Raw genomic sequence first — 25459 nt, 5'->3', positions numbered from 1 at the left:
TCACCCCTGCCCCTCTCCCATTCGGGAGAGGGGTTTCCCGCGGATGTCGCGCCGGCTCACCCCTTCCCACGATCCTCCAGGAATTCGACCAGATCCTGCCGGACCAGCTCGATATGGTCGACGAGCAGGCGGCAGGCTTCCTTCATCGCTCCGGTTCGGCAGAGCCGGATCAATTCGTTGTGCTCGACCTGCGCCCGCTCGATCGACGAGCTCCGCTGCAATTGCAGGCGGGTATAGCGGTCGCTGGTCTGCAGCAGCCCCGAGACGATCGAAAGCGTGCGCGGCTGCGTCGCGCGGGCATAGAGCGCCAGGTGGAAATCGGCGTTGAGCACGCCCCAGCGGCTGATGTCGCCGGCTGTCATTGCCTCCTCGAAGGCGGCCTCCATCCCAGCGACGGCTGCGAAATCCTGCGCCGTCAGCGCCGGCACGGAACTTGCGAGCAGCCTTGGTTCCAAGAGCTTGCGCAGCTCGAACACGTCGTTGATTTCGTCGAGCGAGAGCCCTGAGACGATCGCGCCCTTGTGCGGCACGATCCTGACGAAGCCTTCCGCCTCGAGCTGGAACAGCGCCTCGCGCACCGGGATGCGGCTGACCTCAAAGGTTTGCGCCAGCGCGTCCTGCCGCAATTGCGAGCCGGCCGGATAGCTGCCGGCGAGGATCTCCTGCCGCAGGCGATCGACGATCGCTGAGGACAGGGTGCGGTGCTTCAAGGGAAGAGACATCGGCCGCACCCTAGCTGATCGCGTTGAGGAAAACCATTGACACGTAGATTTTATACAATCTACAACACGCCAAGGGGAAGGCAAGAATGAGCAATGAAGCTGTCGCGGCCCGTAGCCGCTCCATGGCTGTGCCGGAGGCGATCGTCGCCCTCTCCGGACGCCTGCTCCGGGTCGAGCACCGCGCGATCCAGGGGCTGATGTTCCTGCTCTCGGCGCTGATCCTGCTCAATGTGGTCACGCGCTATAGCGGCTACCCGATCTACTGGATCGACGAATCCGCGGTTTACAGCGTGGTCTGGCTGACCTTCATCGGCGCTTCCGCGATGACGCGCATGCGGCTCGACTTTGCGGTGACCATGCTGACCGAACGCTTCTCGGAGCGCGGCGCCGCGATCTTTCGCGTGATCGCCACCCTCGGCGTCATCCTGTTCGGCATCGCCCTTGGAGTGATGTGCTGGCTCTGGCTCGACCCGGTCGGCATCGCGCAGGCGGGCTTCGACGCCAGGGAATATGCCGGCCAGTCCTTCAACTTCATCTACACCGAGCGCACCCAGACGCTGAACTGGCCGACCTGGGTGATCTACCTGATCATGCCGATTTTCGCGGTGTCGATGACATTGCATGCGCTCGCCAACCTGTTCGAGGATCTCGGTCTCGTCGCCAGGCAGGAACTGCCGGGCTTCGCTGCCAATGCCGACGGGGTGGTGAACTGATGGCGCTCACGATTGGAGCCTTCTTCGGCATCATGCTGGCCGGCGTGCCGATCGCGCTGTGCCTGTGCCTGGGCGCGCTGGTCTACATGGCGGCGACCGGCAACATGCAGCTCCTGCCGAACTATCCGCTGCAGATGTTCGGCGGTGTCGACAGCTACGGACTGATCGCCATCCCGCTCTTCATCCTGATCGGCGAGATCATGAACGGCGGCGGCATCACCCGCCGCATCGTCGATCTCGCCATGGCCTTCGTCGGCTCGCTCAAGGGCGGGCTGGCTTATGTCAACATCCTCGCCAACATGTTCGTCGCCTCGATCCTCGGCTCGGCCACGGCCCAGGTCGCGATCATGGCGCAGGTCATGGTCCCGGAGATGGAGCGCAAGGGCTACGACAAGGACTTCGCCGCCGGCCTCACCGCCTATGGCGGCATGCTCGGCCCGATCATCCCGCCCTCGGTGATGTTCGTCGTCTACGCCGTGCTGGCCCAGGTCTCTGTCAGCGACATGCTGCTCTCCGGCATCGTGCCGGGCGTGCTCCTGACGATCCTGTTCTTCCTGATCATCGCCGCCATGGGCTTCGTCTACAACTACCCGGCCGGCGACAAGCTCACCCTGCGCGAGCGGGCAAGGATCGTGCTCAAGTCGGCTCCGACGCTGCTGATCCCGATCGTCATCGTCGGCTCGATCCTCGGCGGCTTCGCCAATGCGACGGAGGCCGCAGCCGTCGGCTCGGTCGCGGCGGCGCTGATCGGCCGCTACTGGACCAAGGAGCTCAAATTCGGGCAGATGCCGCAGATGATGCTGCGCGCCGGCGTCTATTCGGCGATCGTGCTCTTTCTCGTCGCCGCCGCCGCCGTGTTCTCCTGGGTCTTGGTCTACGGCAAGGTCCCGCAGAGCGTTGCCGCCTCGATCCAGGCGATCGCCAAGGATCCGGTGACCTTCATGCTGCTGGTCAACGTCATCCTGCTGATCATCGGCACGGTGATCGACGGCATCCCGGGCTTGATCATGACGGTGCCGATCCTGCTGCCGATCGCGACCGAGGTCTATGCCATCGACCCCCGCCATTTCGGCGTCGTCGTGGTGATCAACCTCGTGCTCGGTTTGCTCTCGCCGCCGGTAGGGCTCTGCTTCTTCGTCGCCGCCGCGGTGACGGGAGCCAAGCCGGGCAAGATGTTCCTGGTGACGCTGCCCTTCTTCATCGTCTCCTGCATCCTCCTGGTCCTGCTGTCGATCTATCCATGGCTCTCGCTGGCCCTGGTGAAGTGAACCCGTCTGCCAACCAATAAGGGGAGTTCCGTCATGACCATCACACGCCGCCGTCTCATCGCCGCCGCTGCCGTCCTGCCGATCGCCAAGCCGGCGCTGCTGCTCGCCCAGAGCAAGGAGTTGCGCTTGGGCATCCTGACCCCGAACGGCCATCCCTGGAACGTCGCGGCCGTCAAGGTCGGCGAGCGCCTGAAGGCCGAGACCAATGGCCGGCTGAACCTCACGGTCTTCCACTCCGGCCAGCTCGGCAACGAGGCGGCGATGCTGCAGCAGATGCAGTCCGGTGCGCTCGACATGGGCTGGATCATGGCCGCCGAGCTTGGCTCGCGCGTTCCGGCGATCGGCGCCATCACCGCGCCCTATATCGTCGACTCCACCGCCAAGATCGCCAAGCTGGTGCGCGACCCCGTCGCGATGAAGCTGTTCGACGTGCTGCCGCGCGAGACCGGCTGCGTCGGCCTCGCCTGGGGGATCACTGGCATGCGTGCCGTGTTCTCCGCCAAGGAGATCGACGGCGTCGCCGGCATCAAGGGCATGAAGCTGCGCATCAACCCGACGCCGGTCTATCGCGACTTCTACCAGCTGCTCGGCGCAGCTCCGACCCCGATCCCGACGCCGCAGGTCTTCGACGCTATGACCAACGGCCAGGTCGACGGGCTCGAGGCGGACCTCGAATTCTCCTGGAACCAGCGCTTCGACAAGGTCTCGAAGACGATCCTGCAGATGAACGCGATCTTCATGCCGGTGATCGCGCTCGCCTCGGGCCGGGTCTGGCAGGGCATGCCGGCAGCCGACCGCGAGCTGATCCAGAAGACGGTGCGCGCCGCGCTCGACGAGCAGATCGACGCGCTCGCGGTCAACGAGCCCAAGCTCGTCGAGCAGTTCAAGGCGGCCGGCGCCAACTTCAAGCTCGCCAATCCGAAGGACGCCGAAGCCGTCGTCGCCGAGTTCGACAAAATCTGGCTGCCGAAGGCGCCGGTGCTCGCCGATCTGCGCAAGGCCGGCAAGTCGATCTCGGCCTGATCTTTAGGCTACCATCCCGGCTGCGGGCGATCGGCCCGCAGCCGCATTCCTCCCGCGAGCGGACCCCTGCCATGACCAAGAACATCTTCAGCGGTACCATTCCCGCGCTGATGAGCCCCTGCACCGCCTCGGGCGATGTCGATTACGCCGAGCTGGTGCGCACCGGCCGCCATCTGATCGACGCCGGCATGTCGGCGGTCGTCTATTGCGGCTCGATGGGCGACTGGCCGCTGCTCACCGACGAGCAGCGCATGGAAGGCGTCGAGGCCCTGGTGAAGGGCGGTATCCCGCTGATCGTCGGCACCGGCGCACAGAATCCGAAGCGTGCGGCCGCGCTCGCCGCCCATGCCAAGAAGGCCGGGGCCCAGGGCCTGATGGTGATCCCGCGCGTGCTTTCGCGCGGCTCCTCGCTGCAGGCCCAGCGCGCCCATTTCGAGGGCATCCTGGCAGCTGCTGTCGATCTGCCCTCGGTGATCTACAACAGTCCCTATTACGGCTACGAGACCAAGGCCGACCTGTTCTTCGCGCTCAATGAGCGCTACCCGCATCTCGTCGGCTTCAAGGAGTTTGGTGGCGGCGCGGCGCTGACCTATGCGGCCGAGCACATCACCAATCGCGATCCCAAGCTGACCCTGATGGTCGGCGTCGATACGCAGGTCACGCACGGCTTCATCCGCTGCGGTGCCAAGGGGGCGATCACCGGCATCGGCAACGCCTTGCCGAAGGAGGTGCTGCACCTCGTCGCACTCTCGCAGAAGGCCGCCGCCGGCGATCCGCAGGCCGAGCGCGATGCGCTCGAGCTGGAGCGGGCGCTCTACGTGCTTTCCTCCTTCGACGAGGGCGTCGACCTCGTGCTGTACTACAAGCACCTGATGGTGCTGGAGGGCCACAAGGCCTATGGGCGCCATTTCAACGACGCCGACAGGCTCTCCGACGCCCAGCGCAACTACGTCGAGAGCGAATGGCGCCGCTTCAAGAACTGGTACGCCAAGTGGAGCGCCGAAGGCCGGGCCACTAAGGCGGCGTGAGGCTCGCGCTTCCCTTCTCCCCTTGCGGGAGAAGGTGGCCCGAAGGGCCGGATGAGGGGTCGCGCAGGTCTGGAAGGTTCAGGAGAAGGTCACGCCGCGCCAACGATCAGCGTCGCGCGACCCCTCACCCTAGCCCTCTCCCGCAAGGGGAGAGGGGATAGATCGCGGCCGCCCCGACTACTCCGGATGCCGCGCATTCCAGGCCGCGGCATACTCGCTGCACAACCGGTCGAGCTCGGCCCGGTCGGTGACGCCAGCAGGCCGCGCCCGTGAGGGCGAGGCCTGCTGGAACGGCACGGAGCGCTGATGCGCCACGCGCCAGATCCGGCGCAGCTCCACGAGCGGCTCGGCGTGGTCGTCGATCCTGATGTCGAAGCTCGGCACCGGATCGCCCGCCCAGATCCGGATCGCGCAGGATTGCCGGCCGCGCTTGTCGCCGCCAGCCTTCTCGCCGGCTTCGAGTGCCACCAGCAGGCGCTCGTCGAAGTCGAGCCCTGAATTCTCGACATAGGCCTTCAGCGTCTCCTGGATCACCTCAGGCCCGGCCAGCATGTTGCCGGCGACCGAGACCTGCGGCCCGTCGACGGCCCCGCACCAGTCGATGCAGGCATTGCCGGTATAGGAGGCGGTGCGGCCGTCGCGGTCGATCAGGTGCAATTGCCGGTGCGCCCGGCCTTCATCGGCCGCGGTCAGGTTGGCGATGATCTCGACCGAGGAGCGCCCTTCCGTCAGCAGCTTCAGGCCATCGACGCCGTAGAGCGGATTGACGAAGGCCTGGGTCGCGATCGCACCGACCCGGCCGCTGCCATAGGGCACGCGCGCGCCGACGGCGAAGGCACAGGTCGAGACGGCGACGCCATAGGCGCCGGTCGCGGCATCGCGCGCGACAATGGACCAGGTCATGAGCGATTCCTCAGAGCCGGATGATTTCGGATGGAATCGCAAGGCGATTCCATCCGAAATCTGAATCCGTCTCTTATCCAAGAGTTAGAGCAGGATCGATGCGAAAAACCGGTTCCCACTTTTTCGCATCCTGCTCTAGCGGCCGGCGGCGTACGCCTGCATCAGACGTGGCGTCGCCGCGGCGCGCAAGAGGCCGTTGGCGCTCTTCTCCGCGGCGGTCAGCCGTCCGACCGTCCAGGCCGGCGCCGTCTCCAGCTTATGGCCGCGCCGCACGAGATCGGCCAGAACCGCCTCGCCGACGCTTTCCTCGACCGCGAGATGGCCGGGCCGCGCCTCGCGCGGATAGAAGGTCGAGGGGAAATGCTGGGTGTGGAACAGCGGCAGGTCGATCGCCTCCTGCAGATTGAGCCCGTGATGCACCCGGCGCAGGAACATGCCGAGCTGCCATTGCTCCTGCTGGTCGCCGCCCGGCGTGCCGAAGGCGAGGCGCGGCTGCCCGTTCTCGAAGGCGATGGTCGGGGTCAGCGTCGTGCGCGGGCGCTTGCCGGGCGCGAGCGAGGAGGGCAGGCCCTCTTCGAGGAAGAAGGCCTGGGCGCGAGAATTCAGCGGGAAGCCGAGCTCAGGGATCACTGGCGAGGATTGCAGCCAGCCGCCCGACGGGGTCGCCGCAACCATGTTGCCCCAGCGGTCGATCACGTCGATATGGACGGTGTCGCCACGCTGCGAGGAGGCGACCATCGAAGCCAGTGTCGGCTCGCCGACGGTCGCGCTGGTCGCGGCGCCGTGTTGGCCGGCGATCCTGATATTGGCGAGCGCCTGTGCGACCTGGGCTTCGAAGCCGGGCACTGCACCCGGCCTGATTTCCTGTGAGGCTTCGGCGCCGATCAGCGCGCGCCGGCCGCGGGCGTAGTCTTCCGACAGCAGCGTCGCCAGCGGCACCTTCACGAAATCCGGGTCGCCGTAATAGGCTTCGCGGTCGGCGAAGGCGAGCTTCATCGCTTCAGCGACGTGATGGATGAATTCCGGGCTCGCCGGGCCCATGCTGGCAAGGTCGATGCCTTCGAGGATCTTCAGCGTCTGCAGGAAGACCGGGCCCTGGCCCCAGGGGCCGATCTTGAACACCTCCCAGTCGTGATGGGTCACGCTGGCCGGCGCCTCATAATGCGGCGTCCAGCCGGCCATGTCGGCGGCGGTGAGCAGGCCCTTATGGCGCCGCCCGGTCGAATCCATCGGTTCTTCCGTGCGGCAGAAGGCGTCCATCGCCTCGGCGACGAAGCCCTTGTACCAGCAGTCATAGGCAGCCTGGATCTGCTTTTGCCGGTCGCCGCCGGCGGCTTCGGCTTCGGCGAGGATGCGCTTGTAGGTCGCTGCCGCGGCCGGGTTGCGGAAGAGCTCGCGGCCCTTGGGAACATTGCCGCCGGGGAGGTAGACCGCGCCCGAGGTCGGCCATTCGTTGGTGAAGAGATCGGTCAGTCCCGCGATCGTGTCGGAGACGCGCGGCAGCATCGGGTGGCCGTTCTCGAAATAGCCGATCGCCGGCTCCAGCACCTCGCGCAAGGGCAGGCGGCCATGATCGCGCAGCAGCGTCATCCAGCCGCCGAAGGCGCCGGGGATCACGGTCGAGAGCAGGCCGTCGCCGGGGATGATGTCGATGCCGAGGTCCTTGTAGGCTTTGATCGTCGCCGCGGCCGGCGCCGGCCCCTGGGCGCAAAGCACTTCGACCTTCTTCGTCTCGGCCGAATAGAACACCGCCGGCATGTCACCGGCCGGGCCGACCAGATGGGGCTCGACCACCTGCAGCACGAAGGCGGCGGCGGCACAGGCGTCGAAGGCGTTGCCGCCCTTTTCCAGCATCGCCATGCCGGACGCGGTCGCGAGCCAATGCGTCGAGGTGACGACGCCGAAAGTGCCGAGGATCTCGGGGCGGGTGGTGAACATGAGGCGGTTCCCTAGATAGGCAGGTCAGGATTCTTTGGGATCGAGCGCGTCGCGCAGGCCGTCGCCGAGCAGGTTGAAGCCGAGAACCGCCAGGAAAATGGCGACGCCGGGAGCGACCGACATCCACGGCGCCTGCTCCATGAAGTTCTTGGCGACGTTGAGCATCTGGCCCCAGGACGGCGAGGGCGGCTGCTGGCCGAGACCGAGGAAGGAGAGGGCGGCTTCGAGGATGATCGCCTGCGCCATGAACAGGGTCGCCTGCACGATGATCGGCGACAGCGTATTGGGCAGGACGTGGACCAGCATCAGGCGCAGGTCGCGAGCGCCGATCGAGCGCGCGCCTTCGACGAAGTCCTCGGATTTGACGGTCATCACCTGGCCGCGCACCAGCCGGATGAAGATCGGCACCGCCGACAGCCCGATGGCGATCATTGCATTGGTCAGCGACGGGCCAAGGATCGCGGCGAAGGCGATGGCGAGGATCAGGAAGGGGCAGGCCAGCAGGGCTTCGGTGACGCGTGAGATCACAATGTCGATCCAGCCGCCATACCAGCCGGCGAGCAGGCCGAACGGAATCCCGATCACCAGCGCGATTGCGACCGAGACAATCCCGGCGAGGAGCGAGGTCTGCGCTCCGAAGAACAGGCGCGAGACCTGATCGCGGCCGAGCTCGTCGGTTCCGAACCAGTAGAGGTCCGAGGGTGGCTTGCGGATGGCGAGGAAGTTCGACTTCAGCGGATCGGCCAGCGGCAGGATCGGCGCGAGCAGCGCCAGCAGCACGAAGGTCAGCACGAGCGCGCTGCCGATCAGCGCGGAGCGATTGCGGGTGAGCCGGCGCAGGACGCCCGGTCGCGCTCGTAACTGCCCGGAGACGCCGGTTTCGGTCAGGGCGCTCATCAGGCGTTCCTCAGGCGCGGATTGGCGAGGATGTAGAGGATGTCGGCGACGAGGTTCATCAGGATGAACCCTAGGGCTGTGCACAGCACCACGCCCTGGACCACGCCGTAGTCGCGGTTGAAGACGGCATCGACGATCAGCTTGCCGAAGCCAGGAATGGTGAAGACCTGCTCGGTCAGCACCGCGCCGGCCAGCAATTCGCCGAAGAGCAGCGTCGACAGGGTGATGATCGGGGTGAGCGCGTTGCGCAGCGCGTGGCGGTGAACGACGGTGTCCTCGTCGAGCCCTTTGGCGCGGGCGGTGCGGACATAGTCGGAGCGCAGCACTTCGAGCATGGCCGAACGGGTGTGCCGCATGATGAAGGCCGCCAACCCGCCGCCAAGCACGAAGGCCGGCATGATCAACCGCTCGATCGCCGCCTTGGGATCGACGAAGATCGATTCGAAACCCGAGGCCGGCAGCCATTTCAGGTGCACCGCGACCACGAGGATCAGCATGATGCCGAGCCAGAAGTTCGGGATCGATAGCCCGGACAGCGCCAGCGCGCTCGCGGAATAGTCGACGATCGTGCCCTTGCGGCGCGCCGCGATGATCCCGGCCGGGAGCCCGATCGCGAGCGCGACGATGATCGAAGCAGTGGCGAGCTGGATCGTCACCGGCAGCTTCTGCAGGATGAGGGTCAGCACCGGCTCGCCGGTGCGCAGCGAACGGCCGAAATCGCCCTGGATCACCTGGCCGAGCCAGGCGAAGAACTGCACCACGACCGGATCGTCCATCCGGTAGATCTCGCGCAGGCGCGCGATTACTTCGGGATCGCGCTCCTCGCCGGCGATCACCAGGAACGGATCGCCCGGCAGCGCCCGCTGCAGGGCGAAGACGAACAGCGACACCAGGAACAGCGTCGGGATCGCGATCAGGACGCGGCGGCCGATCAGGGCGAGCATGGCTGCCGATCGCCACCGTGAGCCGGAGAGGGCGCTTCTCTCCCCCCTTGTGGGGGAGAGATAGAGAGGGGGGTAGACAGCCGCATGGCTGATCGCCCTGCTTTTCTGGCGTGGCAAGGCGGCGAAAGGTAGAGCGCTGCATGCCCCCCTCCCCAACCCTCCCCCACAAGGGGGGAGGGGGCGGGGTTGCGGCGCCCGCGCCGATCGGGTTGCAGGATCACGACCGCTTCAGCCCCGAGAGCCGGATCATCCCGTCTGGATTGACCACGAAGCCCTGGATGTTGGAGCGCAGCGCGAAGAAGACGGTCTGGTTGTAGAGATAGACGATCGGCAAGTCGTCCTGGAGGATCTTCTGCGCCGCGTCATAGCGCTTCTTGCGCTCGGCGACGTCGTAGATCGTGCGGGCTTCGTCGAGCAGCTTGTCGACCTCGGTGTTGGAGTAGCGCCCGTCGTTCTGGTTGCCCTTGCTGGTGACGAACTGATGGATGTTGCCGTCGGGGTCGATGCGGCCGGACCAGCCGATCCGGCTCATCTGGAACTTGCCCTGCTGCTGGTCGCGCAACTGGCTGGCGAACTCGGTCGAGCGGATCTGGACGTCGATGCCGACCTCCTGCGCCATCGCCTGGATGACCTGGCCGAGCTGGGCGTCGACAGGATTGTTGGTGACGAAGAGCTCGACGCTGACCTTGGAGACCCCGGCTTCCTTCAGCAGCGCTTTGGCCTTGGCGACGTCGCGCTCCGGCACGGGGAAGGCGGCCGAGAGATACTGGTTGCCGGGGTTGAAGGGCTGGATCATCGGCTCATAGAGCCCCTCGAATACCACCTGGCTCAGCACCTTGCGGTCGATGGCGAGCGATAGTGCCTGGCGCACCCGCTTGTCCTTGCCCATCGGCTGGTTGGCGGCCTCGCCATGGGCGGTGTTGATGGTGATGCCCTGATAGCCGAGATTGGCGGCGCTCTCGACCTTGAGGCTCTTGTCCCCCTTGGCTGACTTCACATCGGTTGGCGCCAGCCGCTCCAGCATGTCGAGCTCGCCGGCGCGCAGGTTTGCGAGGCGCACGGTGGTATCTGGGATCGAGCGATAGATAATCCGGTCGAACTGGTAGTTCGCCGCTTCCCAGTGACCCTTGAATTTCTCCAGCACGATCCGGTCGTTCTGGACGCGCTCGACGAACTGGTAGGGGCCGGAGCAGATCGGCTTGGCGGTGATGTCGGGCCCGAGGCTCTTCGGCGACAGCATCATCCCGGCGCGATCGGTGAGCTGGGCGAGCAGTGTCGCATCGGGCCGCTTCAGCTTGAAGACGAGCGTCGAGGCATCGGGCGCGCTGACGCTCTCGACCGAGGCGAGTTCGGATTTGCGCAGTGAATCCGGCAGCGTCATCGCCCGTTCGAGATTGGCCTTGGCCGCCTCGGCGTTGAAGGTTTCGCCATCATGGAACTTGGCGTCGGTCCGCAGCTTCATCGTCAGCGTCAGACCGTCTGCCGAAAACGACCATTCGGTTGCCAGCCGCGGGATGATCTTCAGCTCTTGGTCGATGTCGACGAGCCGGTCGCACAGCCCCATGAAGACGATGCGGCCGACGAAGGTGCGCGCCTTGTGCGGATCGAGCACGTCAGGGTCATCCTGCAGACCGATGCGCAGTGTCGAAGGCGATTGGGCTTGAGCCGGAAGTGCGGCGAGGCCGAGCAAGGCCGCCGACGCCAGCAGAACGATACGTTTCATGGCTGTTCCCCTGTTTATTTGCTTTGATAGTGGCCCGCTGACCGGCGCGCCCTCGCTCTTCGGCGATTCTGGCAGCTCCGCGGGTCATTGCTGACTTGGTCCCATTCGGTACCAAGTTGGCGCATTTCAAGGTGATCGTCGATAGGCTCGCCTTGCCACTGCCGAGCGTTGTCTGAAACATTCCACGCCAGCGCGATTGGTGCAATGGATACAGTATGACGAGCGCGCTGCCGGCACCCGCATGGCAGCGGCGCGATCGAGCCCTGTAGCCGTTCGCATCGCTTCTGGTATGCAAGATTTGCCGACGCTGCCCGCATGCTTGCGAGGCACGTCCAACGGAAAGGTCTGATGATGCTGCTGGGTGTGATTGCCGACGACATGACGGGTGCGACCGATGTCGCCCTGATGCTGAACCGCGCCGGGATGCGGACGGTCCAGGTCATCGGCGCGCCTGCTGCCGGCGCAAAACTTCCCGAGGCCGATGCTGTCGTCGTCGCGCTGAAGTCGCGCACCAACCCCGTCGCCGAGGCTGTGGCGGATTCGCTCGCGGCCTGCGAGGCGCTGCTGGCGGCCGGCGCCAGGCAGATCCTGTTCAAATATTGCTCGACTTTCGACTCGACGGCGCAGGGCAATATCGGCCCGGTCGCGGATGCGCTGATGCAGCGCCTCGGTGCCCATCAAGCCATTGTCTGCCCGGCCTTCCCAGCCAATGGCCGCTCGATCTTCCAGGGCTATCTCTTCGTCGGCGAGGTGCCGCTGCACGAGAGCTCGATGAAGGACCACCCGCTGACGCCGATGCGGGATTCCAACCTGATGCGCCTGATGGGTTCGCAGACCGCCCACAAGGTCGGGCTCGCTTCCTATGCCGCCGTCAACCAGGGTGCCGCCGCGGTGCGCAAGCGTCTGGCCGAGCTGGCGGCGGCCAGCGTGCGCTATGTCGTCACCGACGCGCTCGACAACGGCCATCTGATGGTGCTGGGCGAGGCCATCTCCGACCATGTCCTGCTCACCGGCGGTTCCGGCATCGCGATGGGCCTGCCGGAGAGTTTCCGGAAGGCGGGACTGCTGCCCTGGCGCGAGACCGCGACACATCTCTCGGCACCGGCCGGCCGCGCCGGCATCATCTCGGGCAGCTGCTCGACCGCGACGCGCGGCCAGATCAAGGCGGCCCTGGCTGCCGGCATCCCGGCGCTGAAGGTCGATCCGCTGGCGCTGGCCGGCGGCAGCCAGACCGCGAAGGAGCTGGCAGATTGGGCCCTGGCGCAGCAGGCCGACACGCCCTTCCTCGTCTACTCCAGCGATGATCCGGCCGAGGTCGCGGCGGTGCAAGACAAGCTCGGCCGCGAGAAGGCCGGCGAGACCGTCGAGCGCGCCTTTGCCGAAGTTGCGCGCCTGCTGAATGCGGGTGGCGTCACCCGTCTGCTCGTCGCCGGTGGCGAGACGTCCGGCGCGGTCGTGCAGGGGCTCGCCATCCGCACGCTCGAGATCGGCCCGGAGATCGATCCCGGCGTGCCCTGGACCCGCGTCGTCGACGGGCCGGACATGGTGGTGGCGCTGAAGTCGGGGAATTTCGGGGCGCCCGATTTCTTCCTCAAGGCCTGGGATCTGTTGAAGTAGCGCGATCGTGTCGCGGCGCTGCGCGTTTGCACTGCGGCAAACTCGTATAGGATGGCGCTGACTGCAGGGCTTTGGGGGTTCAGATGGCGTTTCTTGGCGATCTCCTGACCAGCGTCGCCGATCGCGGCCGGGCGCTGATCAATTTCGAGCGTTTCGCCTCGAATCGCCGGCGGCCGCTCGACAAGCTCTGCGAGGACCTGCTCTCCGGGCGCGGCGAGGCCTCCGGCATGGCGCTGGCGCAGGCCGTGCTGGAAGACTGGGAGCGGCTCGACGAGGCAGGCCGGCTCGCCTTCTTCCGCCTGCTGCAGGAGCGCTTTGGGCCTGATCGCGAGCGGCTCGATGCCGCGCTGGAGCGCTATCGCGATAATCCTGACGCCGAGGCGATTGGCCAGCTCCACCTCGCCTCCGAGCCGCGCCGGCAGGAGCTTTTCCGCCGGCTCAACCTCGCGCCCGGCGGCACCCATGTGCTGGTGCGCATGCGCGAGAGCATGTTCGAGGCGATGAAGCAGGAGCCGGAGCTTTCGGTGGTCGATGCCGATTTCCGGCACCTTTTCGGTTCCTGGTTCAATCGCGGCTTCCTGGTGCTGCGCCGCATCGACTGGACCACGCCGGCCAACGTGCTGGAGAAGATCATCCGCTATGAGGCGGTCCACGCCATCAAGGATTGGGACGATCTGCGCCGCCGGCTCGAGCCGGCCGATCGACGCTGCTTCGCCTTCTTCCATCCGCAGCTCGTCGACGAGCCGCTGATCTTCGTCGAGGTGGCGCTGACCCGCGAGAGTCCGAGCCGCATCGTCGACGTGCTGAGCGAGGAGCGCGAGGTGCTGCCGGCATCCTCGGCCAGCACGGCGGTGTTCTATTCGATCTCCAACTGCCAGGAGGGCTTGCGCGGCATCTCCTTCGGCAACTTCCTGATCAAGCAGGTCGCCGAGGATCTGAAGCGGGAGCTGCCGGGGCTGGACGTCTTCGTCACGCTCTCGCCGGTGCCGGGCTTCGCGCGCTGGCTTGGACCCGCGCTGGCGGAGCCGGCTGAGCTCGGCCTGACCAATGAGGAGGCAGCGCTGCTGATGCAGGCGCCGGCCGAGGTCGTGGCGCTCGACGAGGTGACCGAAGCCCGTCGCGACAAGCTGCTTGGCCAGATGATGGCGCAGTACATGCTGCGGGCCAGGACCTCGTCGGGCCGGGTGATCGACCCGGTCGCCCGCTTCCATCTCGGCAACGGCGCGCGGCTGGAACGGATCAATGTCGGCGGCAACCTCTCCGACCGCGGGCAGCGCGAGTCCCATGGTGTGATGGTCAATTACCGCTATGAGCTCGACGATATCGAGGTCAATCACGAGGCCTTCGCCAGCCGCAATACGGTGGTCGCTTCCTCCTCGGTCAAGAAGCTGCTGCGGCCGGCCAAGCACTGAACGACACACAACGGAAACGCCTGAAAGGACCCGAAATCATGGGCAATCATCTGTTCGACCTGATCAAGGCCCGCATGCCGGCGCCGGACGCGCCCTTCGCGTTCCTCGATGACGGCCGGACCTACTCCTATGCCGACATGGTCGCGGTCTCCGCCCGCTTCGCCAATGCATTGGCGGCGCTCGGCGTGAAGCCGGGCGATCGCGTCGCCGTCCAGGTCGAGAAGAGCATCGAAGCGTTGATGCTCTATCTCGGCACGGTCCGCGCCGGGGCGATCTTCCTGCCGCTCAACACTGCCTATACCCCTGCCGAGATCGAATATTTCCTCGGCGATGCCGAACCGGCCATCTTCGTCTGCGACCCGGCTAGGGCCCAGGCGCTGAAGCCCTTCGCCGACAAGGCGGGCGCGAAGCTGGAGACGCTCGGCGTCGGCGCCGGCAGCCTGCTCGACAAGGCCAATGCGGCTTCGGCCGAGTTCGCCGATATCGCGCGCGGCGCGGATGATCTCGCTGCCATCCTCTACACCTCCGGCACGACCGGGCGCTCCAAGGGTGCCATGCTCAGCCATGACAACCTCGCTTCCAACGCGCTGGCGCTGGTCGACTACTGGCGTTTCGGCAAGGCCGACGTGCTGCTGCACGCTTTGCCGATCTTCCACACCCACGGCCTTTTCGTCGCGACCAATGTGATCCTGTTCGCCGGCGCTGCGATGATCCTGCTGCCGAAATTCGATCCGGAGCAGGTCTTCAAACACCTGCCCAGGGCGACCAGCATGATGGGCGTGCCGACCTTCTATGTCCGGCTTTTGCAGGATCAGAGGCTGTCGAAGGAGGCGGTGAAGCATATGCGCCTCTTCGTCTCCGGCTCGGCGCCGCTGCTGGCCGAGACGCATCGCGAATGGCGCGAGCGCACCGGCCACGCCATCCTCGAGCGCTACGGCATGACCGAGACCAACATGAACACCTCGAATCCCTATGATGGGGACCGGGTGGCGGGCACGGTCGGCTTCCCGCTGCCGGGGGTGTCGGCGCGCGTCACCGATCCGGAGAGCGGTAAGGAACTCGCCCGCGACGAGATCGGCATGATCGAGGTCAAGGGTCCGAACGTCTTCAAGGGCTATTGGCGCAACCCGGAGAAGACCAGGTCAGAGTTCAGGGCGGACGGTTTCTTCATCACCGGCGATCTCGGCAAGATCGATCCGGCCGGCTACGTCCACATCGTCGGGCGCGGCAAGGACCTGATCATCACCGGCGGCTACAACGTCTATCCCAAGGAGGTCGAGGCCGAGATCGATGAGATGCCGGGCGTGGTCGAGAGCGCCGTCATCGGTTGCCCGCATCCCGATTTCGGCGAGGGTGTCACCGCCGTCGTGGTGGTGAAGCCCGGCGCGACGATCACCGCCGCCTCGATCGCCGCGACGCTCGAACAGCGCCTCGCCAAGTTCAAGCTGCCCAAGCAGGTCTTCATCGTCGACGACCTGCCGCGCAACACCATGGGCAAGGTCCAGAAGAACCTACTGCGCGACGCCTACAAGGACATCTATGCCCGGCAGATGAAGGCGGGGGAGTAGCGGCGACTCCTGTCATTGCGAGGAGCGCAGCGACGAAGCAATCCAGAGGACGTAGAACTCTACGTCTCCCTGGATTGCTTCGCTTCGCTCGCAATGACGAATTCCGCCGAATTCTCAGGCGTGCACCGGCGCCTTCAGCGCGATCGTCTCGCCATCGGCGGGGATCAGCAGCCGGTCACGGCCGATGCCGCGAGCTTCGGCCGCCTCGCGCAGTGCCTGCCGGCTGACGCTGGCATGGTCGAGCGCTTCCATATGGGTCGCGACGATCACCGCCTGCGGCGCCTGCTCGGCGAGGTCGAGCGTCTGCTGCGCGTCCATCACGATCAGCGTGCCGTCCCAGAGTGCACCGCAGGAATGGGTGACGATCACGTCGGGCTCGGCCTTGGCCACGGCCTCCTGCAGGGGCGGGTAGAGCACGCTGTCGCCGCACCAGTAGACGCATGGCTCGCCCGGCGCTTCCAGCGTCAGGCCCATCACCTTACCCATCACCTCGACGACCGGCCCGGTGCCGTGCTGGGCCGGCTGCGGCTTCACCACGATCGGGCCGATACGGACGAAATGGTCGAGCGGTTCGACATTGGTGAAGCCGGCCGCCCGGATCGCTTCTTCATTGCCGGGCTGGCAGATCAGCGGAATATCCTTCGGGGTCCGTGCCTTGGCGACCTCGTCGAAATGGTCGGCGTGCAGATGCGAGACGATGACATGGTCGACCCCGGCGAGGATCTCCTCGATCGGCTCGGGCAGGTCGACCATCGGGTTCTGCGACTTGCCCGCGATAGAGCGGCGGCTGAGCTTCTCGCCGAAATCGGGATCGATCAGCAGGGTTTTGCCGGCATAGCTCAGCTTGAGCAGGGCGTTGCGCAGGAGTTTGAGCTGCATGGCGGCTCCGCATGACGAGGGATCGGTCGCCTGATCCTTCCCGGATGCCGCCGCCGCGACCAGTTCGAATTTGTGAAGCAAACTGCATCGCGGCGTTAGGCTCTGTCCGGTTCCACCCTCAGCCCTCATCCTGAGGAGCGGGCGAACGCCCGCGTCTCGAAGGATGCTTCAGGAGGTTCCGGAGACGGCGGGACCATCCTTCGAGACGCCGCTGCGCGGCTCCTCAGGATGAGGGCTGAGGGATGGCAATGGCTTCTCCTCTCGACGCGCTCACGCCGCGAACTGGCCGTAGGGAACGGTGTTGCGGGCGGCCCTGAGTGCGCTCGCCCACCAGTGCAATTGCCCGAGCACGGTCGCCATCGCTCGTTCGGCGCGGTCGGCATCGACCAGGCGGCCAGCGCCGTCGAACTGGTTCCAGGCATTGGCGAAGCAGACCCCGTCGCGGATCGTCGCCGCGTGCAGTTCGGCGAAGACGAGCCGCAATTGCTCGACGGCACGCAATCCCCCCGAGACCCCGCCATAGGAGACGAAGGCAACCGGCTTGCCGCGCCACTCGACGCCGGTGGAATCGATCAGAGCTTTCAGCGGAGCGGGGAAGCTGCGGTTGTATTCGGGCGTGACCACGATGAAGGCGTCGGCGCGGCCGAGCCGCTCCTTCTGTTCGGCGAGGTCATGGGCGCCGGGGTCGACGCTCTCGACGCAGAACGGGCCGTCGCCCTCTATCTGCGCGATCGTCCAGCCGGCGACCTTGTCGCAGAGGCGACCCTGGCGCGTGCTGCCGTAGATCACGGCGACCTTGATCTGGGGGATGAGCGGGCGATGCATGAGAGGGCTCCGGAGGGCTGGCGATGCAGCGGAGCGACCTCTATAAGACCTCAAGTAAGGTTAAGGTCAAGCGCATGAAACATCCGCTCCGCAACCCCTTCGCCGATGATCTCAGCGTCGGCCAGGTCGCGAGCCGCAGCGGGATCGCGGTCTCGGCATTGCACTTCTACGAGGCCGAGGGGTTGATCCGCAGTCGCCGCAACGCCGGCAACCAGCGCCGCTATCCGCGCGAGGTGCTGCGCCGCGTCGCGATCATCAAGGTGGCGCAGCGCACCGGCATTCCGCTGAAGACCATCCGCGAGGCCTTCAAGGCGCTGCCGCAGGAGCGCACGCCGACGGCGGAAGACTGGACCCGGCTCTCAGCCGCCTGGAAGGAGGAACTGGAGCACCGCATCGACCGGCTGACGCGCCTGCGCGACCATCTCAACGACTGCATCGGCTGCGGCTGCCTCTCAGTGAAGAGCTGCCCGCTGCACAATCCCTGGGACGAGCTCGGCAAGCAGGGGGCGGGGCCAAGATTGCTCGATCCGGATTGACGCCGAAGGCGTCATTCTCGGGCGGAGCGCAGCGCAGACCCGAGAATCTCGTGACGAGATGAGGTGGCGCTGGCCCGAGCCTCCTGCTACCTGAGATGCTCGGGTCAAGCCCGAGCATGACGCGTGTCAATTGGCCTTGTGCAGTTTCGCTAGCGGAAACCGGGCCACATCCGCCAGTAGTTCTACGAACCCCCCAGCCTGGAGCTCGGCCGTCGCCTTGCCCTTCTCTGCCGTGGCGAGGCTGGCATCGCCGGCAGCGCCGGACGAGTGAACATCCTGCGCCATCCAGGCGAAGGGATGCGCGCCGGTCGGCCTCAGCCACTTGTAGCCCTCATCCGCCATCTCGACCGTGCGCGGCACGAAGCGGCCTGCCTTGCTCATGTCGACGAGGTCGGGCCGGAAATGCAGCATCAGCGAGGTCTCGATGTCGCCGGCGTGGATGCCGTGCTTGGCGTCCATCTCGGCATAGAGGCCGGGCGGCAGGCCGAAATTGCTCCAGGAGGTCGAGACCGCGAGCATGCCCTGGCTGACGCGCAGTTCGCGCGCCACCACCTTCATCGGGTCGACATTGCCGCCATGCGAGGTGACGAGCACAAGCTTGCGCAGCCCGGCGCGCTTCACGCTCTCGCCGATCTCGATCCAGCTGCGGATCGCGCTTTCCCAGGAGATGGTCAGCGTGCCCGGCGAATGCAGGTGTTCGTTCGACTTGCAGATCGCCTGCGTCGGCAAGACCAGCACGTCGAGCCCGGCCGGAACCTGCGGCATCGCCAGCGCCAGCATCGCGTTCATCACGGTGGTGTCGACCGAGACCGGAAGATGCGGCCCGTGCTGTTCGATCGCGGCGAGCGGCAGCACGGCGATGGTCGCCTCGGGCGAGAGCTTGGTGAAGTCGGTGGTCTTCAGGTCGCCCCAGAAGCGTGCGGTCATGGTCTTCAGGTCTCGTCGGTCAAGCTGCGGGCCGCCCGCGCCATTCGCGCCTGCTGCCTCGTGGCGACAGGATTGCGCAGCATAGTGGCCGGGGATGGCGAGGGAAGGGCGCGCGGCACGCGCACGCCATGCGGACTGAAGCCTCGTCGGCGCGGTTCGTCTGTGCGAAAGCCGACGGCGATGCATTTCCAGCGGCCTATCGGCCGTGGCATACAAGCTGCTTGCCGGCCGCGGGTATCGTACAGCCTGCCGACAAGCCTGCGACATGATGGAGGGGGTCTGCCATGACGATGAAATATCGCCTCGACCGGCGCGCTGCGCTCGGCCTGCTCGGTGGCTCGGCCGCCTCCGTGCTGATCCCGGTGCCGGGTGCGCGCGTCAATGCGCAGACGCTCGACAAGGTCAGCTACCAGACCAACTGGCGCGCCCAGACCGAGCATGGCGGCTTCTACCTCGCCGCCGCCAACGGCATCTACAAGAAGTACGGCCTCGACGTCGAGATTCGCCCTGGCGGCCCGCAGCAGAACCCGACCCAGCTCCTGCTCGGCGGCCGCGTCGACATGATCATGGGCAACTCGCTGGAGGCGCTCAGCTTCGCGCAGGAGAACCTGCCCTTCCTCTGCATCGCCTCGATCTTCCAGAAGGACCCGCAGGTCCTGATCTCGCATCCCGGTCAGGGCAATGACACGCTCGCCGCCCTCAAGGACAAGCCGATCCTGATCGCGGCGCAGGCCCGTGTCGGCTTCTGGCCGTTCCTGAAGCTGAAGTTCGGCTATCGCGACGAGCAGATCAGGCCCTACACCTTCAACATGGCGCCGTTCCTGGCCGACAAGAAGCTGACCCAGCAGGGCTTTTTGTCCTCCGAGCCCTTCGTGATCCGCAAGGCCGGCGTCGAGCCGGTGGTCCATCTGCTCGCCGATGCCGGCTTCGAGAACTACAACACCACGATCACGATCTCCCGCAAGATGGTGCAGGAGAAGAAGGAGGTCGTGCAGCGCTTCGTCGACGCGACCGCCGAAGGCTGGGCCGTATATATGAAAGGTGGCCCGAACATCGCCGCCGCTAATGCCCTGATCCTGAAGGACAATCCCGACATGGATCAGGAGAAGATCGACTACGCCCTCAAGGTGATGAACGAGAACGGCATCGTCGCCTCTGGTGATGCGAAGACACTCGGCATCGGCGCCATGACCGATGCACGCTGGGCGAGCTTCGCCAAGACCATGACCGAGGCCGGCGTCATTCCCGCCGGGGTCGACGTGAAGAAGGCCTACAGCCTGGAGTTCATCAACAAGGGCGTCGGCAAGCCGTAAGGCAGCGAGCGCAAGGGAGCGCGTCATCCCGAACAAGCCGCGTCAGCGGCGCCGATCCGGGATCCATGCCGGAACGGTTTAGGCATGGATCCCGGGTCTCCCTCCGGTCGCCCGGGATGACGCCCACTTGAAGATCGAAGAACGGATCATCAGGCTTTGGACACAGCCTATCTGAGCACACCCCATGCCGTACGTCAGACTGGCGCCGAGCCGCTCGTCTGCGTGCGCAATGTCTCCAAACAGTTCGCCAATGGCACGCTGGCTGTTCGCGACGTCAATCTCAGCCTCGGCACCGGCGAGTTCGTCAGCCTGCTCGGCCCTTCGGGCTGCGGCAAGTCGACCCTGCTGCGTATGATCGCCGGGCTGGGCAGCCCGTCCACCGGCACGATCGACTGGCCCGGCGCGGGCGATGATGCGCAGGGCAGGGGGGAGCGCGATCTCGGCTTCGTCTTCCAGGACCCGACTCTGATGCCCTGGGCGAATGCGCTGTCCAACGTCATGCTGCCGCTCGTCCTGAAGCATGTGCCGAATCGCGAGGCGCAGGAGCGTGCTGCCGAGATGCTGGCGCTGGTCGGGCTCGAGGGCTTCGAGAAATCCTATCCACGCGAGCTTTCGGGCGGCATGAAGATGCGGGTCTCGATCGCCCGCGCTCTGGTGATGCGGCCAAAAATCCTGCTGATGGACGAGCCCTTTGCCGCGCTCGACGAGATCACCCGCCACCGCCTCAATGACGACCTGCTTAACCTGTGGTGGCGCGAGCGCTTCACCGCTGTCTTCGTCACCCATTCGGTCTTCGAGTCGGTCTATCTCTCCCAGCGCATCGTGGTGATGGCGGCGAGGCCCGGCCGCGTCATGGCCGATCTCGATGTCTCGGCGCCCTATCCGCGCGACGAGCTGTTCCGGACCTCGCCCGAATACGCCCATCTCTGCCGGCTCGCCTCCGGCAAGCTCAAGGAGGCGATCGGCGCATGAGTTCCTCGTCCCCCGCAACTGCCGTGCCGCATGACGGTACCGATGCCGAAGCCCGCCCGCTCACCGTTGCCGAACCGTCCATCCTTGGCCTCCCGGTCAGCTTCTGGCCCCGCATCCTCGCGCCGATCGCCGTCGGCCTCCTGGTGCTTGGGCTCTGGGAGTTCGCCGTGCGCTGGAACGAGGTGCCGTCCTATGTGCTGCCGGGTCCGATCCTGGTCGGCCAGACGCTGATCGCGGATTGGGGCACGCTGTCGACCTCGCTCTGGGTCACCTTGCGCATCACCTTCATGGCGCTGGCGGCGGCGGTGATCGTCGGCGTCGCGCTCGCCGTGCTGTTCACCCAGTCGAAATGGCTGGAGATGGCGCTTCTGCCCTATGCGGTGATCCTGCAGGTGACGCCAATCGTCGCGATCGCGCCGCTGATCATCATCTGGGCTGGTGACATCAACCTGTCGCTGCTGATCTGCGCCTGGATCGTCGCCTTCTTCCCGATCCTGTCCAACACGATCCTCGGGCTGAACTCGGCCGACCATAACCTGATCAACTTCTTCCAGCTCCATGGCGCGACGCGCTGGCAGACGCTGCGCCATCTCAAGCTTCCGGCGGCGCTGCCTTATTTCCTGGCAGGCCTCAAGATCTCGGGCGGACTCGCGTTGATCGGCGCCGTCGTCGCCGAGTTCGTGGCAGGGACGGGCGGTTCGGAATCGGGGCTCGCCTACCGCATCCTCGAGGCGGGCTACCAGCTCAAGATCCCGCGCGTCTTCGCAGCGCTGCTGATGATCTCGCTTTCGGGTATCGCGATCTTTCTCGCGACCAGCTGGATCTCGCATCTGCTGCTGCGGCGCTGGCATGAGAGCGCGTTGAAGCGCGAGAACTGAAACGCCGAAACGCTCTACGCGAAGAAGCGCAGCCGGTCCTCGACAGGCAGTGAGCCAATCGCTCGCAGATCGGCCTCTGAGTAGCTGAGCTCGACCTGAGCCGAACTCGTCATTTGCAAGTCGGCGACGGTCTGGGCAGCTGCGCCGACATCGGCGAAAGCGATATCGTCTTCGGCGGCCTGGATGCTGCCGCGTCGGCGGTAGGGCTGCGCCGGCGGGCGCAGTCCGGTTTCGTTGAGTGGCGCGCGCTCCTGCGTGCTGGCCTCGACCACGTCGATGTCGCCGGGGTCCGTCGTCCGCTTCGGGGCGGGCGGCCTGGGTATCTCGGCCGCTGCGATCGGAGGCCGCGGGGTATCGAGCAAGGTGAAATCGGTGTCGCCTGCGGTTGCGCGCAGATTCGCATCCAGCATGGCGATGGTGTCGGCGACCTTCTCGATCTGGTTCGCCCCGGCCTCGATCACCGTGGTCGCGCCGTAAATCTGGGTCGCGCGTCGATCGAGCCGATCGCAAAGCTCGGTTTCCGATCCTGACTCGCGCAGCGTCCAGGCGATCTCCTGGATCGCTTCCGCCGCTTCGAGGATGCCCGACGCCGTCTCCTGAATGCGGATCGACAGACGCGCGGAGGCGCCGCTGACGCCGGCCCGGTCGAGGTCGCCGCGAAGCTCTGCGATCGTGCGCGCCGTTTCCGAAAGGTTCGGGCCAAGCTCCACCGCGGGAACGGAGCAGAGCCGCTCGAGGCGCGCGATGGCCGAAAGTACCATCTCGGTATCGGCCTGCCGATTGCGGCGAGCGTACTCGTTCAGGAACCAGCGGCCGCGCGACGTTTCCATGACGGCAGCGGCGATCGTGTCGTAGTCGGCTGCGCTCAGCGGAGATGGCGAACGCGCGTCGCTCATGGCCAGACTGCTCTCCATGGGCTGGCCGAATCGCTTTTCGCCGACCGAAGATGCCCATCGGCAAACTTGCTGATGATTCTTTAAGAAATCGCTGCCACTGGCATGTCACGGCCTCTCCGGTCCGAACCTTCGCGCCTGCTGGCCGCGCGCCTGTCGCTCATGCACGCGCTGAATTTCCTCGGTGTCGGCTTCTATCTGCCATTCTTCCCGGTCTGGCTCGGCTCGAAGGGGCTGAGCGATGTCGATATCGGCTATGTGCTGGCGATCCCGATCCTGGTGCGTGTCTTCGTCGCCTCATCGGTGACCGGCCTCGGGGATCGGCTGCGCCCGAATATCTTGCTGGCGCTGCTCAACGCACTGGCTGCGATCATCTATTTCGCCCTGGCACAACAGGCGCAGCTCGTCCCGATCGCGGTCCTGACCGCGCTGAGCGCCATCGCGCTGTCGGGTGTCGTGCCGCTCGCTGATGTCCTGACCACCGAGCAGGTGAAAGCCGGGGCGCTGAAGGATTATGGCCGCGTCAGGCTGTGGGGCTCGGTGACTTTCGTGCTCTCCAACCTCGTCGGCGGTTATCTGATCGCATTGTATGGCGCCTGGCTGATTCCGTTTGTCCTGGCCGGAAGCAGTTCGCTCGCAGCGCTTGCGGCCCTGCAGGCGCCGGCGCCGCCAGGAGGAGTTTTGCCTGCCAGTCGGCAAGGCGCATCTCCGGCCGGCTTCAGGCTTCCGTTCTGGCTCGCGATCGCTGCGGCCGCCTGCGTCAACGCCACCCATGCGGCGCTCTATGCCTTCGGCTCGCTCCATTGGCGCAGCCTCGGCTTCAGCGACCAGGTGATTGGCTGGCTCTGGGCCGTCGGCGTCCTGGCCGAGATCGTCGTCTTCCTCGTCGCCGGCAGCATTGCGGCGCGCGGCCTCGGCGGCTTGCGCTGGATCGCGATCGCGGCGGTGGCGGCGGCGCTGCGCTTCAGCGTGATGAGCACCGATCCGGGCTTGGCTATCACCTTCCTGCTGCAGATCCTGCACGGGGCCACCTTCGGCTGCGCGCATCTCGGCTCGTTGGCCGCTTTGTCGGCGCTCGCCCCGGAGGCGCGCCGCGCCGCGGCGCAAGGTCGTCTGGTTGCGGCCGGTGCGCTGGCGATGGGGCTGACCACCATTCTGTCAGGTTATCTCTACCGCCTTTTCGGGCCGGGCGTGTTCCTGGCGATGGTGCCGGTCGCACTCTCCGGCCTGGCGCTGGCGGCGCTTGCCATCCTTCGGGCGCGCAGCGATACAGGCTATGAGGGCCGAATCTGAATGCGGGAGTGGGCTAACCGTCATGGCTGTCGTCGACGACGCTGAGCCGCAGGCGGTCTATCGCGACGATGGTGGCGTCCTCGTCGTGTCGCTGGCCGGGCGCTGGAGCGCCGGGCGGGCGCCGCGTCTCGAGGTCCTGGCGAGCGAGTTGACTGAGCGCATCGGCAGCGTCCGCAGCGCGCGGCTCGACCTGTCGGCGATCGAACGCCTGGATACGCTCGGCGCCTATCTACTTGGCCAGGTGAAGCAGACGGGCGAAGCGAAAGGGGCTTCGGTCGAGCTGACCAGCCGCCGCCCGGAGCACGCGGTGCTGCTTGCTGAGGTCGAGCGCAACGCCACCGATTACGATCCGCCGGTTCACCCCATCGGGCTCGTCACCGTGCTCATCGACATCGGCCAGGGCGTCGTCCGCTTCGGTCGCGATCTCGCAGGCGGCGCGATCTTTCTCGGGGAGGTGATGGCAGGTTGCGTCGGCGCCCTGTTCGGGCCGCGGCGCTTTCGCGGGCCGTCGCTGGTCAACCAGGTCGAGCTGATCGCCTTCAACGGTGCGCCGATCATCATCCTGATTTCGTTCCTGGTCGGCTGCATCGTCGCCCAGCAGGGCATCTTCCAGCTCCAGCGCTTCGGCGCGACCGCCTTCGTCGTCAACCTGACCGGCATCCTGATCCTGCGCGAGCTCTCGGTGCTCCTGACCTCGATCATGGTGGCGGGTCGCTCCGGCTCTGCTTTCACCGCCGAGATCGGCTCGATGAAGATGCGCGAGGAGATCGACGCACTCAGGGTGATGGGGCTCGATCCGATCGAGGTGCTGATCGTACCGCGCATCCTTGCGCTGATCATTGCGCTGCCGATCCTGACCTTCATCTCGGCCATGTCAGGCCTTGTCGGGGCCGGCTTGGTAAGCTGGCTCTATGGCGGCATCGGCCTCGATACCTATCTCGATCGCCTGAAGTCCGTGATCACCTGGCAGCATTTCGCGGTCGGCCTCATCAAGGCCCCTTTCATGGCGTTCGTGATCGGTCTGATCGCCTCGATCGAGGGCCTGGCGGTGAAGGGCTCGGCCGAATCGCTCGGACATCAGGTGACGGCGTCGGTGGTGAAGGCGATCTTCATGGTTATCGTGGTCGACGGGCTGTTCGCCATGTTCTTCGCCTCGATCCGGATGTGAGGGGAGCGCCTGGTGCTCG

The 25459-nt window shown here is 66.1% G+C and carries 23 protein-coding genes; 13 read left to right on the top strand and 10 right to left on the bottom strand.

What is annotated here, in order from left to right; genetic code table 11:
- Positions 1–56: 56 nt before the first annotated feature.
- Positions 57–722 (bottom strand): GntR family transcriptional regulator, encoded by a 666-nt coding sequence (locus tag ACSQ24_RS18075; RefSeq protein ID WP_436096012.1) that lies wholly within the window; start codon positions 720–722, stop codon positions 57–59.
- 86 nt (positions 723–808) lie between these two features.
- On the opposite strand from ACSQ24_RS18075, the gene ACSQ24_RS18070 reads away from it, so the two are divergent.
- The 4 genes from ACSQ24_RS18070 (at position 809) to ACSQ24_RS18055 (ending at position 4754) form a co-directional block, all read left to right on the top strand.
- The gene (locus ACSQ24_RS18070; RefSeq protein WP_436096011.1) at positions 809–1435 is read left to right on the top strand and encodes a TRAP transporter small permease; all 627 of its coding nucleotides are present in this window, start codon (positions 809–811) and stop codon (positions 1433–1435) included.
- Complete coding sequence (locus tag ACSQ24_RS18065) at positions 1435–2703, top strand: TRAP transporter large permease (RefSeq protein ID WP_436096010.1); 1269 nt, start codon at positions 1435–1437, stop codon at positions 2701–2703. Before ACSQ24_RS18070 ends, ACSQ24_RS18065 begins: the two co-directional genes overlap by 1 nt.
- 33 nt (positions 2704–2736) lie before the next feature.
- Entirely contained in the window at positions 2737–3726 is a 990-nt protein-coding gene (locus tag ACSQ24_RS18060; RefSeq protein WP_436096009.1) for a TRAP transporter substrate-binding protein, read from the top strand.
- Positions 3727–3797: 71 nt separating this feature from the next.
- Entirely contained in the window at positions 3798–4754 is a 957-nt protein-coding gene (locus ACSQ24_RS18055; protein ID WP_436096008.1) for a dihydrodipicolinate synthase family protein, read from the top strand.
- 177 nt (positions 4755–4931) lie between these two features.
- Here ACSQ24_RS18055 and ACSQ24_RS18050 read toward each other — a convergent pair whose 3' ends face one another.
- The 5 genes from ACSQ24_RS18050 to ACSQ24_RS18030 form a co-directional block, all read right to left on the bottom strand.
- Positions 4932–5657, bottom strand: a complete 726-nt coding sequence (locus ACSQ24_RS18050; RefSeq protein WP_436096007.1) for a DUF1028 domain-containing protein — start codon at positions 5655–5657, stop codon at positions 4932–4934.
- A gap of 135 nt (positions 5658–5792) precedes the next feature.
- Complete coding sequence (locus ACSQ24_RS18045) at positions 5793–7595, bottom strand: gamma-glutamyltransferase family protein (RefSeq protein WP_436096006.1); 1803 nt, start codon at positions 7593–7595, stop codon at positions 5793–5795.
- Between the two features lie 24 nt (positions 7596–7619).
- Complete coding sequence (locus ACSQ24_RS18040) at positions 7620–8492, bottom strand: ABC transporter permease (protein ID WP_436096005.1); 873 nt, start codon at positions 8490–8492, stop codon at positions 7620–7622.
- The gene (locus ACSQ24_RS18035; protein ID WP_436096004.1) at positions 8492–9436 is read right to left on the bottom strand and encodes an ABC transporter permease; all 945 of its coding nucleotides are present in this window, start codon (positions 9434–9436) and stop codon (positions 8492–8494) included. The genes ACSQ24_RS18040 and ACSQ24_RS18035 overlap by 1 nt, the downstream gene beginning before the upstream one ends.
- A gap of 217 nt (positions 9437–9653) precedes the next feature.
- Positions 9654–11159: an ABC transporter substrate-binding protein gene (locus ACSQ24_RS18030; RefSeq protein WP_436096003.1), complete on the bottom strand. Its 1506-nt coding sequence runs from the start codon at positions 11157–11159 to the stop codon at positions 9654–9656.
- Positions 11160–11507: 348 nt separating this feature from the next.
- Here ACSQ24_RS18030 and otnK point away from each other — a divergent pair, with 348 nt between their 5' ends.
- The 3 genes from otnK to ACSQ24_RS18015 all read left to right on the top strand — a co-directional run bounded on the left by otnK (position 11508) and on the right by ACSQ24_RS18015 (position 15756).
- The gene (gene otnK, locus ACSQ24_RS18025) at positions 11508–12776 is read left to right on the top strand and encodes a 3-oxo-tetronate kinase (protein WP_436096002.1); all 1269 of its coding nucleotides are present in this window, start codon (positions 11508–11510) and stop codon (positions 12774–12776) included.
- An 83-nt stretch (positions 12777–12859) separates the two neighbouring features.
- Positions 12860–14188, top strand: a complete 1329-nt coding sequence (locus tag ACSQ24_RS18020) for a malonyl-CoA decarboxylase (RefSeq protein WP_436096001.1) — start codon at positions 12860–12862, stop codon at positions 14186–14188.
- A 38-nt stretch (positions 14189–14226) separates the two neighbouring features.
- Positions 14227–15756, top strand: a complete 1530-nt coding sequence (locus tag ACSQ24_RS18015) for a malonate--CoA ligase (RefSeq protein WP_436096000.1) — start codon at positions 14227–14229, stop codon at positions 15754–15756.
- A gap of 114 nt (positions 15757–15870) precedes the next feature.
- On the opposite strand, the gene ACSQ24_RS18010 is transcribed toward ACSQ24_RS18015, so the two are convergent.
- A complete protein-coding gene (locus tag ACSQ24_RS18010) occupies positions 15871–16635 on the bottom strand; it encodes an MBL fold metallo-hydrolase (protein WP_436095999.1) in 765 nt (254 codons plus the stop codon).
- A 270-nt stretch (positions 16636–16905) separates the two neighbouring features.
- Complete coding sequence (locus ACSQ24_RS18005; protein ID WP_436095998.1) at positions 16906–17460, bottom strand: NADPH-dependent FMN reductase; 555 nt, start codon at positions 17458–17460, stop codon at positions 16906–16908.
- A gap of 74 nt (positions 17461–17534) precedes the next feature.
- Here ACSQ24_RS18005 and soxR point away from each other — a divergent pair, with 74 nt between their 5' ends.
- A complete protein-coding gene (gene soxR, locus ACSQ24_RS18000) occupies positions 17535–17996 on the top strand; it encodes a redox-sensitive transcriptional activator SoxR (protein ID WP_436095997.1) in 462 nt (153 codons plus the stop codon).
- Positions 17997–18122: 126 nt separating this feature from the next.
- Here soxR and ACSQ24_RS17995 read toward each other — a convergent pair whose 3' ends face one another.
- Positions 18123–18923, bottom strand: coding sequence for a creatininase family protein (locus ACSQ24_RS17995; protein WP_436095996.1), 801 nt, complete (start codon positions 18921–18923; stop codon positions 18123–18125).
- 284 nt (positions 18924–19207) lie between these two features.
- Between ACSQ24_RS17995 and ACSQ24_RS17990 the strand changes: the two genes are divergently transcribed.
- The 3 genes from ACSQ24_RS17990 (at position 19208) to ACSQ24_RS17980 (ending at position 22086) form a co-directional block, all read left to right on the top strand.
- A complete protein-coding gene (locus tag ACSQ24_RS17990; protein ID WP_436095995.1) occupies positions 19208–20236 on the top strand; it encodes an ABC transporter substrate-binding protein in 1029 nt (342 codons plus the stop codon).
- A gap of 156 nt (positions 20237–20392) precedes the next feature.
- Positions 20393–21208, top strand: a complete 816-nt coding sequence (locus tag ACSQ24_RS17985; RefSeq protein WP_436095994.1) for an ABC transporter ATP-binding protein — start codon at positions 20393–20395, stop codon at positions 21206–21208.
- Positions 21205–22086 (top strand): ABC transporter permease, encoded by an 882-nt coding sequence (locus ACSQ24_RS17980; RefSeq protein ID WP_436095993.1) that lies wholly within the window; start codon positions 21205–21207, stop codon positions 22084–22086. The genes ACSQ24_RS17985 and ACSQ24_RS17980 overlap by 4 nt, the downstream gene beginning before the upstream one ends.
- A 14-nt stretch (positions 22087–22100) precedes the next feature.
- Here ACSQ24_RS17980 and ACSQ24_RS17975 read toward each other — a convergent pair whose 3' ends face one another.
- Entirely contained in the window at positions 22101–22982 is an 882-nt protein-coding gene (locus ACSQ24_RS17975) for a hypothetical protein (protein ID WP_436095992.1), read from the bottom strand.
- A gap of 102 nt (positions 22983–23084) precedes the next feature.
- On the opposite strand from ACSQ24_RS17975, the gene ACSQ24_RS17970 reads away from it, so the two are divergent.
- Positions 23085–24272, top strand: a complete 1188-nt coding sequence (locus ACSQ24_RS17970) for an MFS transporter (RefSeq protein ID WP_436095991.1) — start codon at positions 23085–23087, stop codon at positions 24270–24272.
- A 22-nt stretch (positions 24273–24294) separates the two neighbouring features.
- On the top strand, positions 24295–25440 hold the full coding sequence (locus ACSQ24_RS17965; RefSeq protein WP_436095990.1) for an MlaE family lipid ABC transporter permease subunit: 1146 nt from the start codon (positions 24295–24297) through the stop codon (positions 25438–25440).
- The last annotated feature ends 19 nt before the right edge of the window (positions 25441–25459 follow it).

Origin of the sequence: Allobosea sp. LjRoot237 (assembly GCF_964253285.1) — a bacterium.
GTDB lineage: Bacteria > Pseudomonadota > Alphaproteobacteria > Rhizobiales > Beijerinckiaceae > Allobosea.
This window is presented reverse-complemented; position numbering and strand designations above follow the sequence as displayed.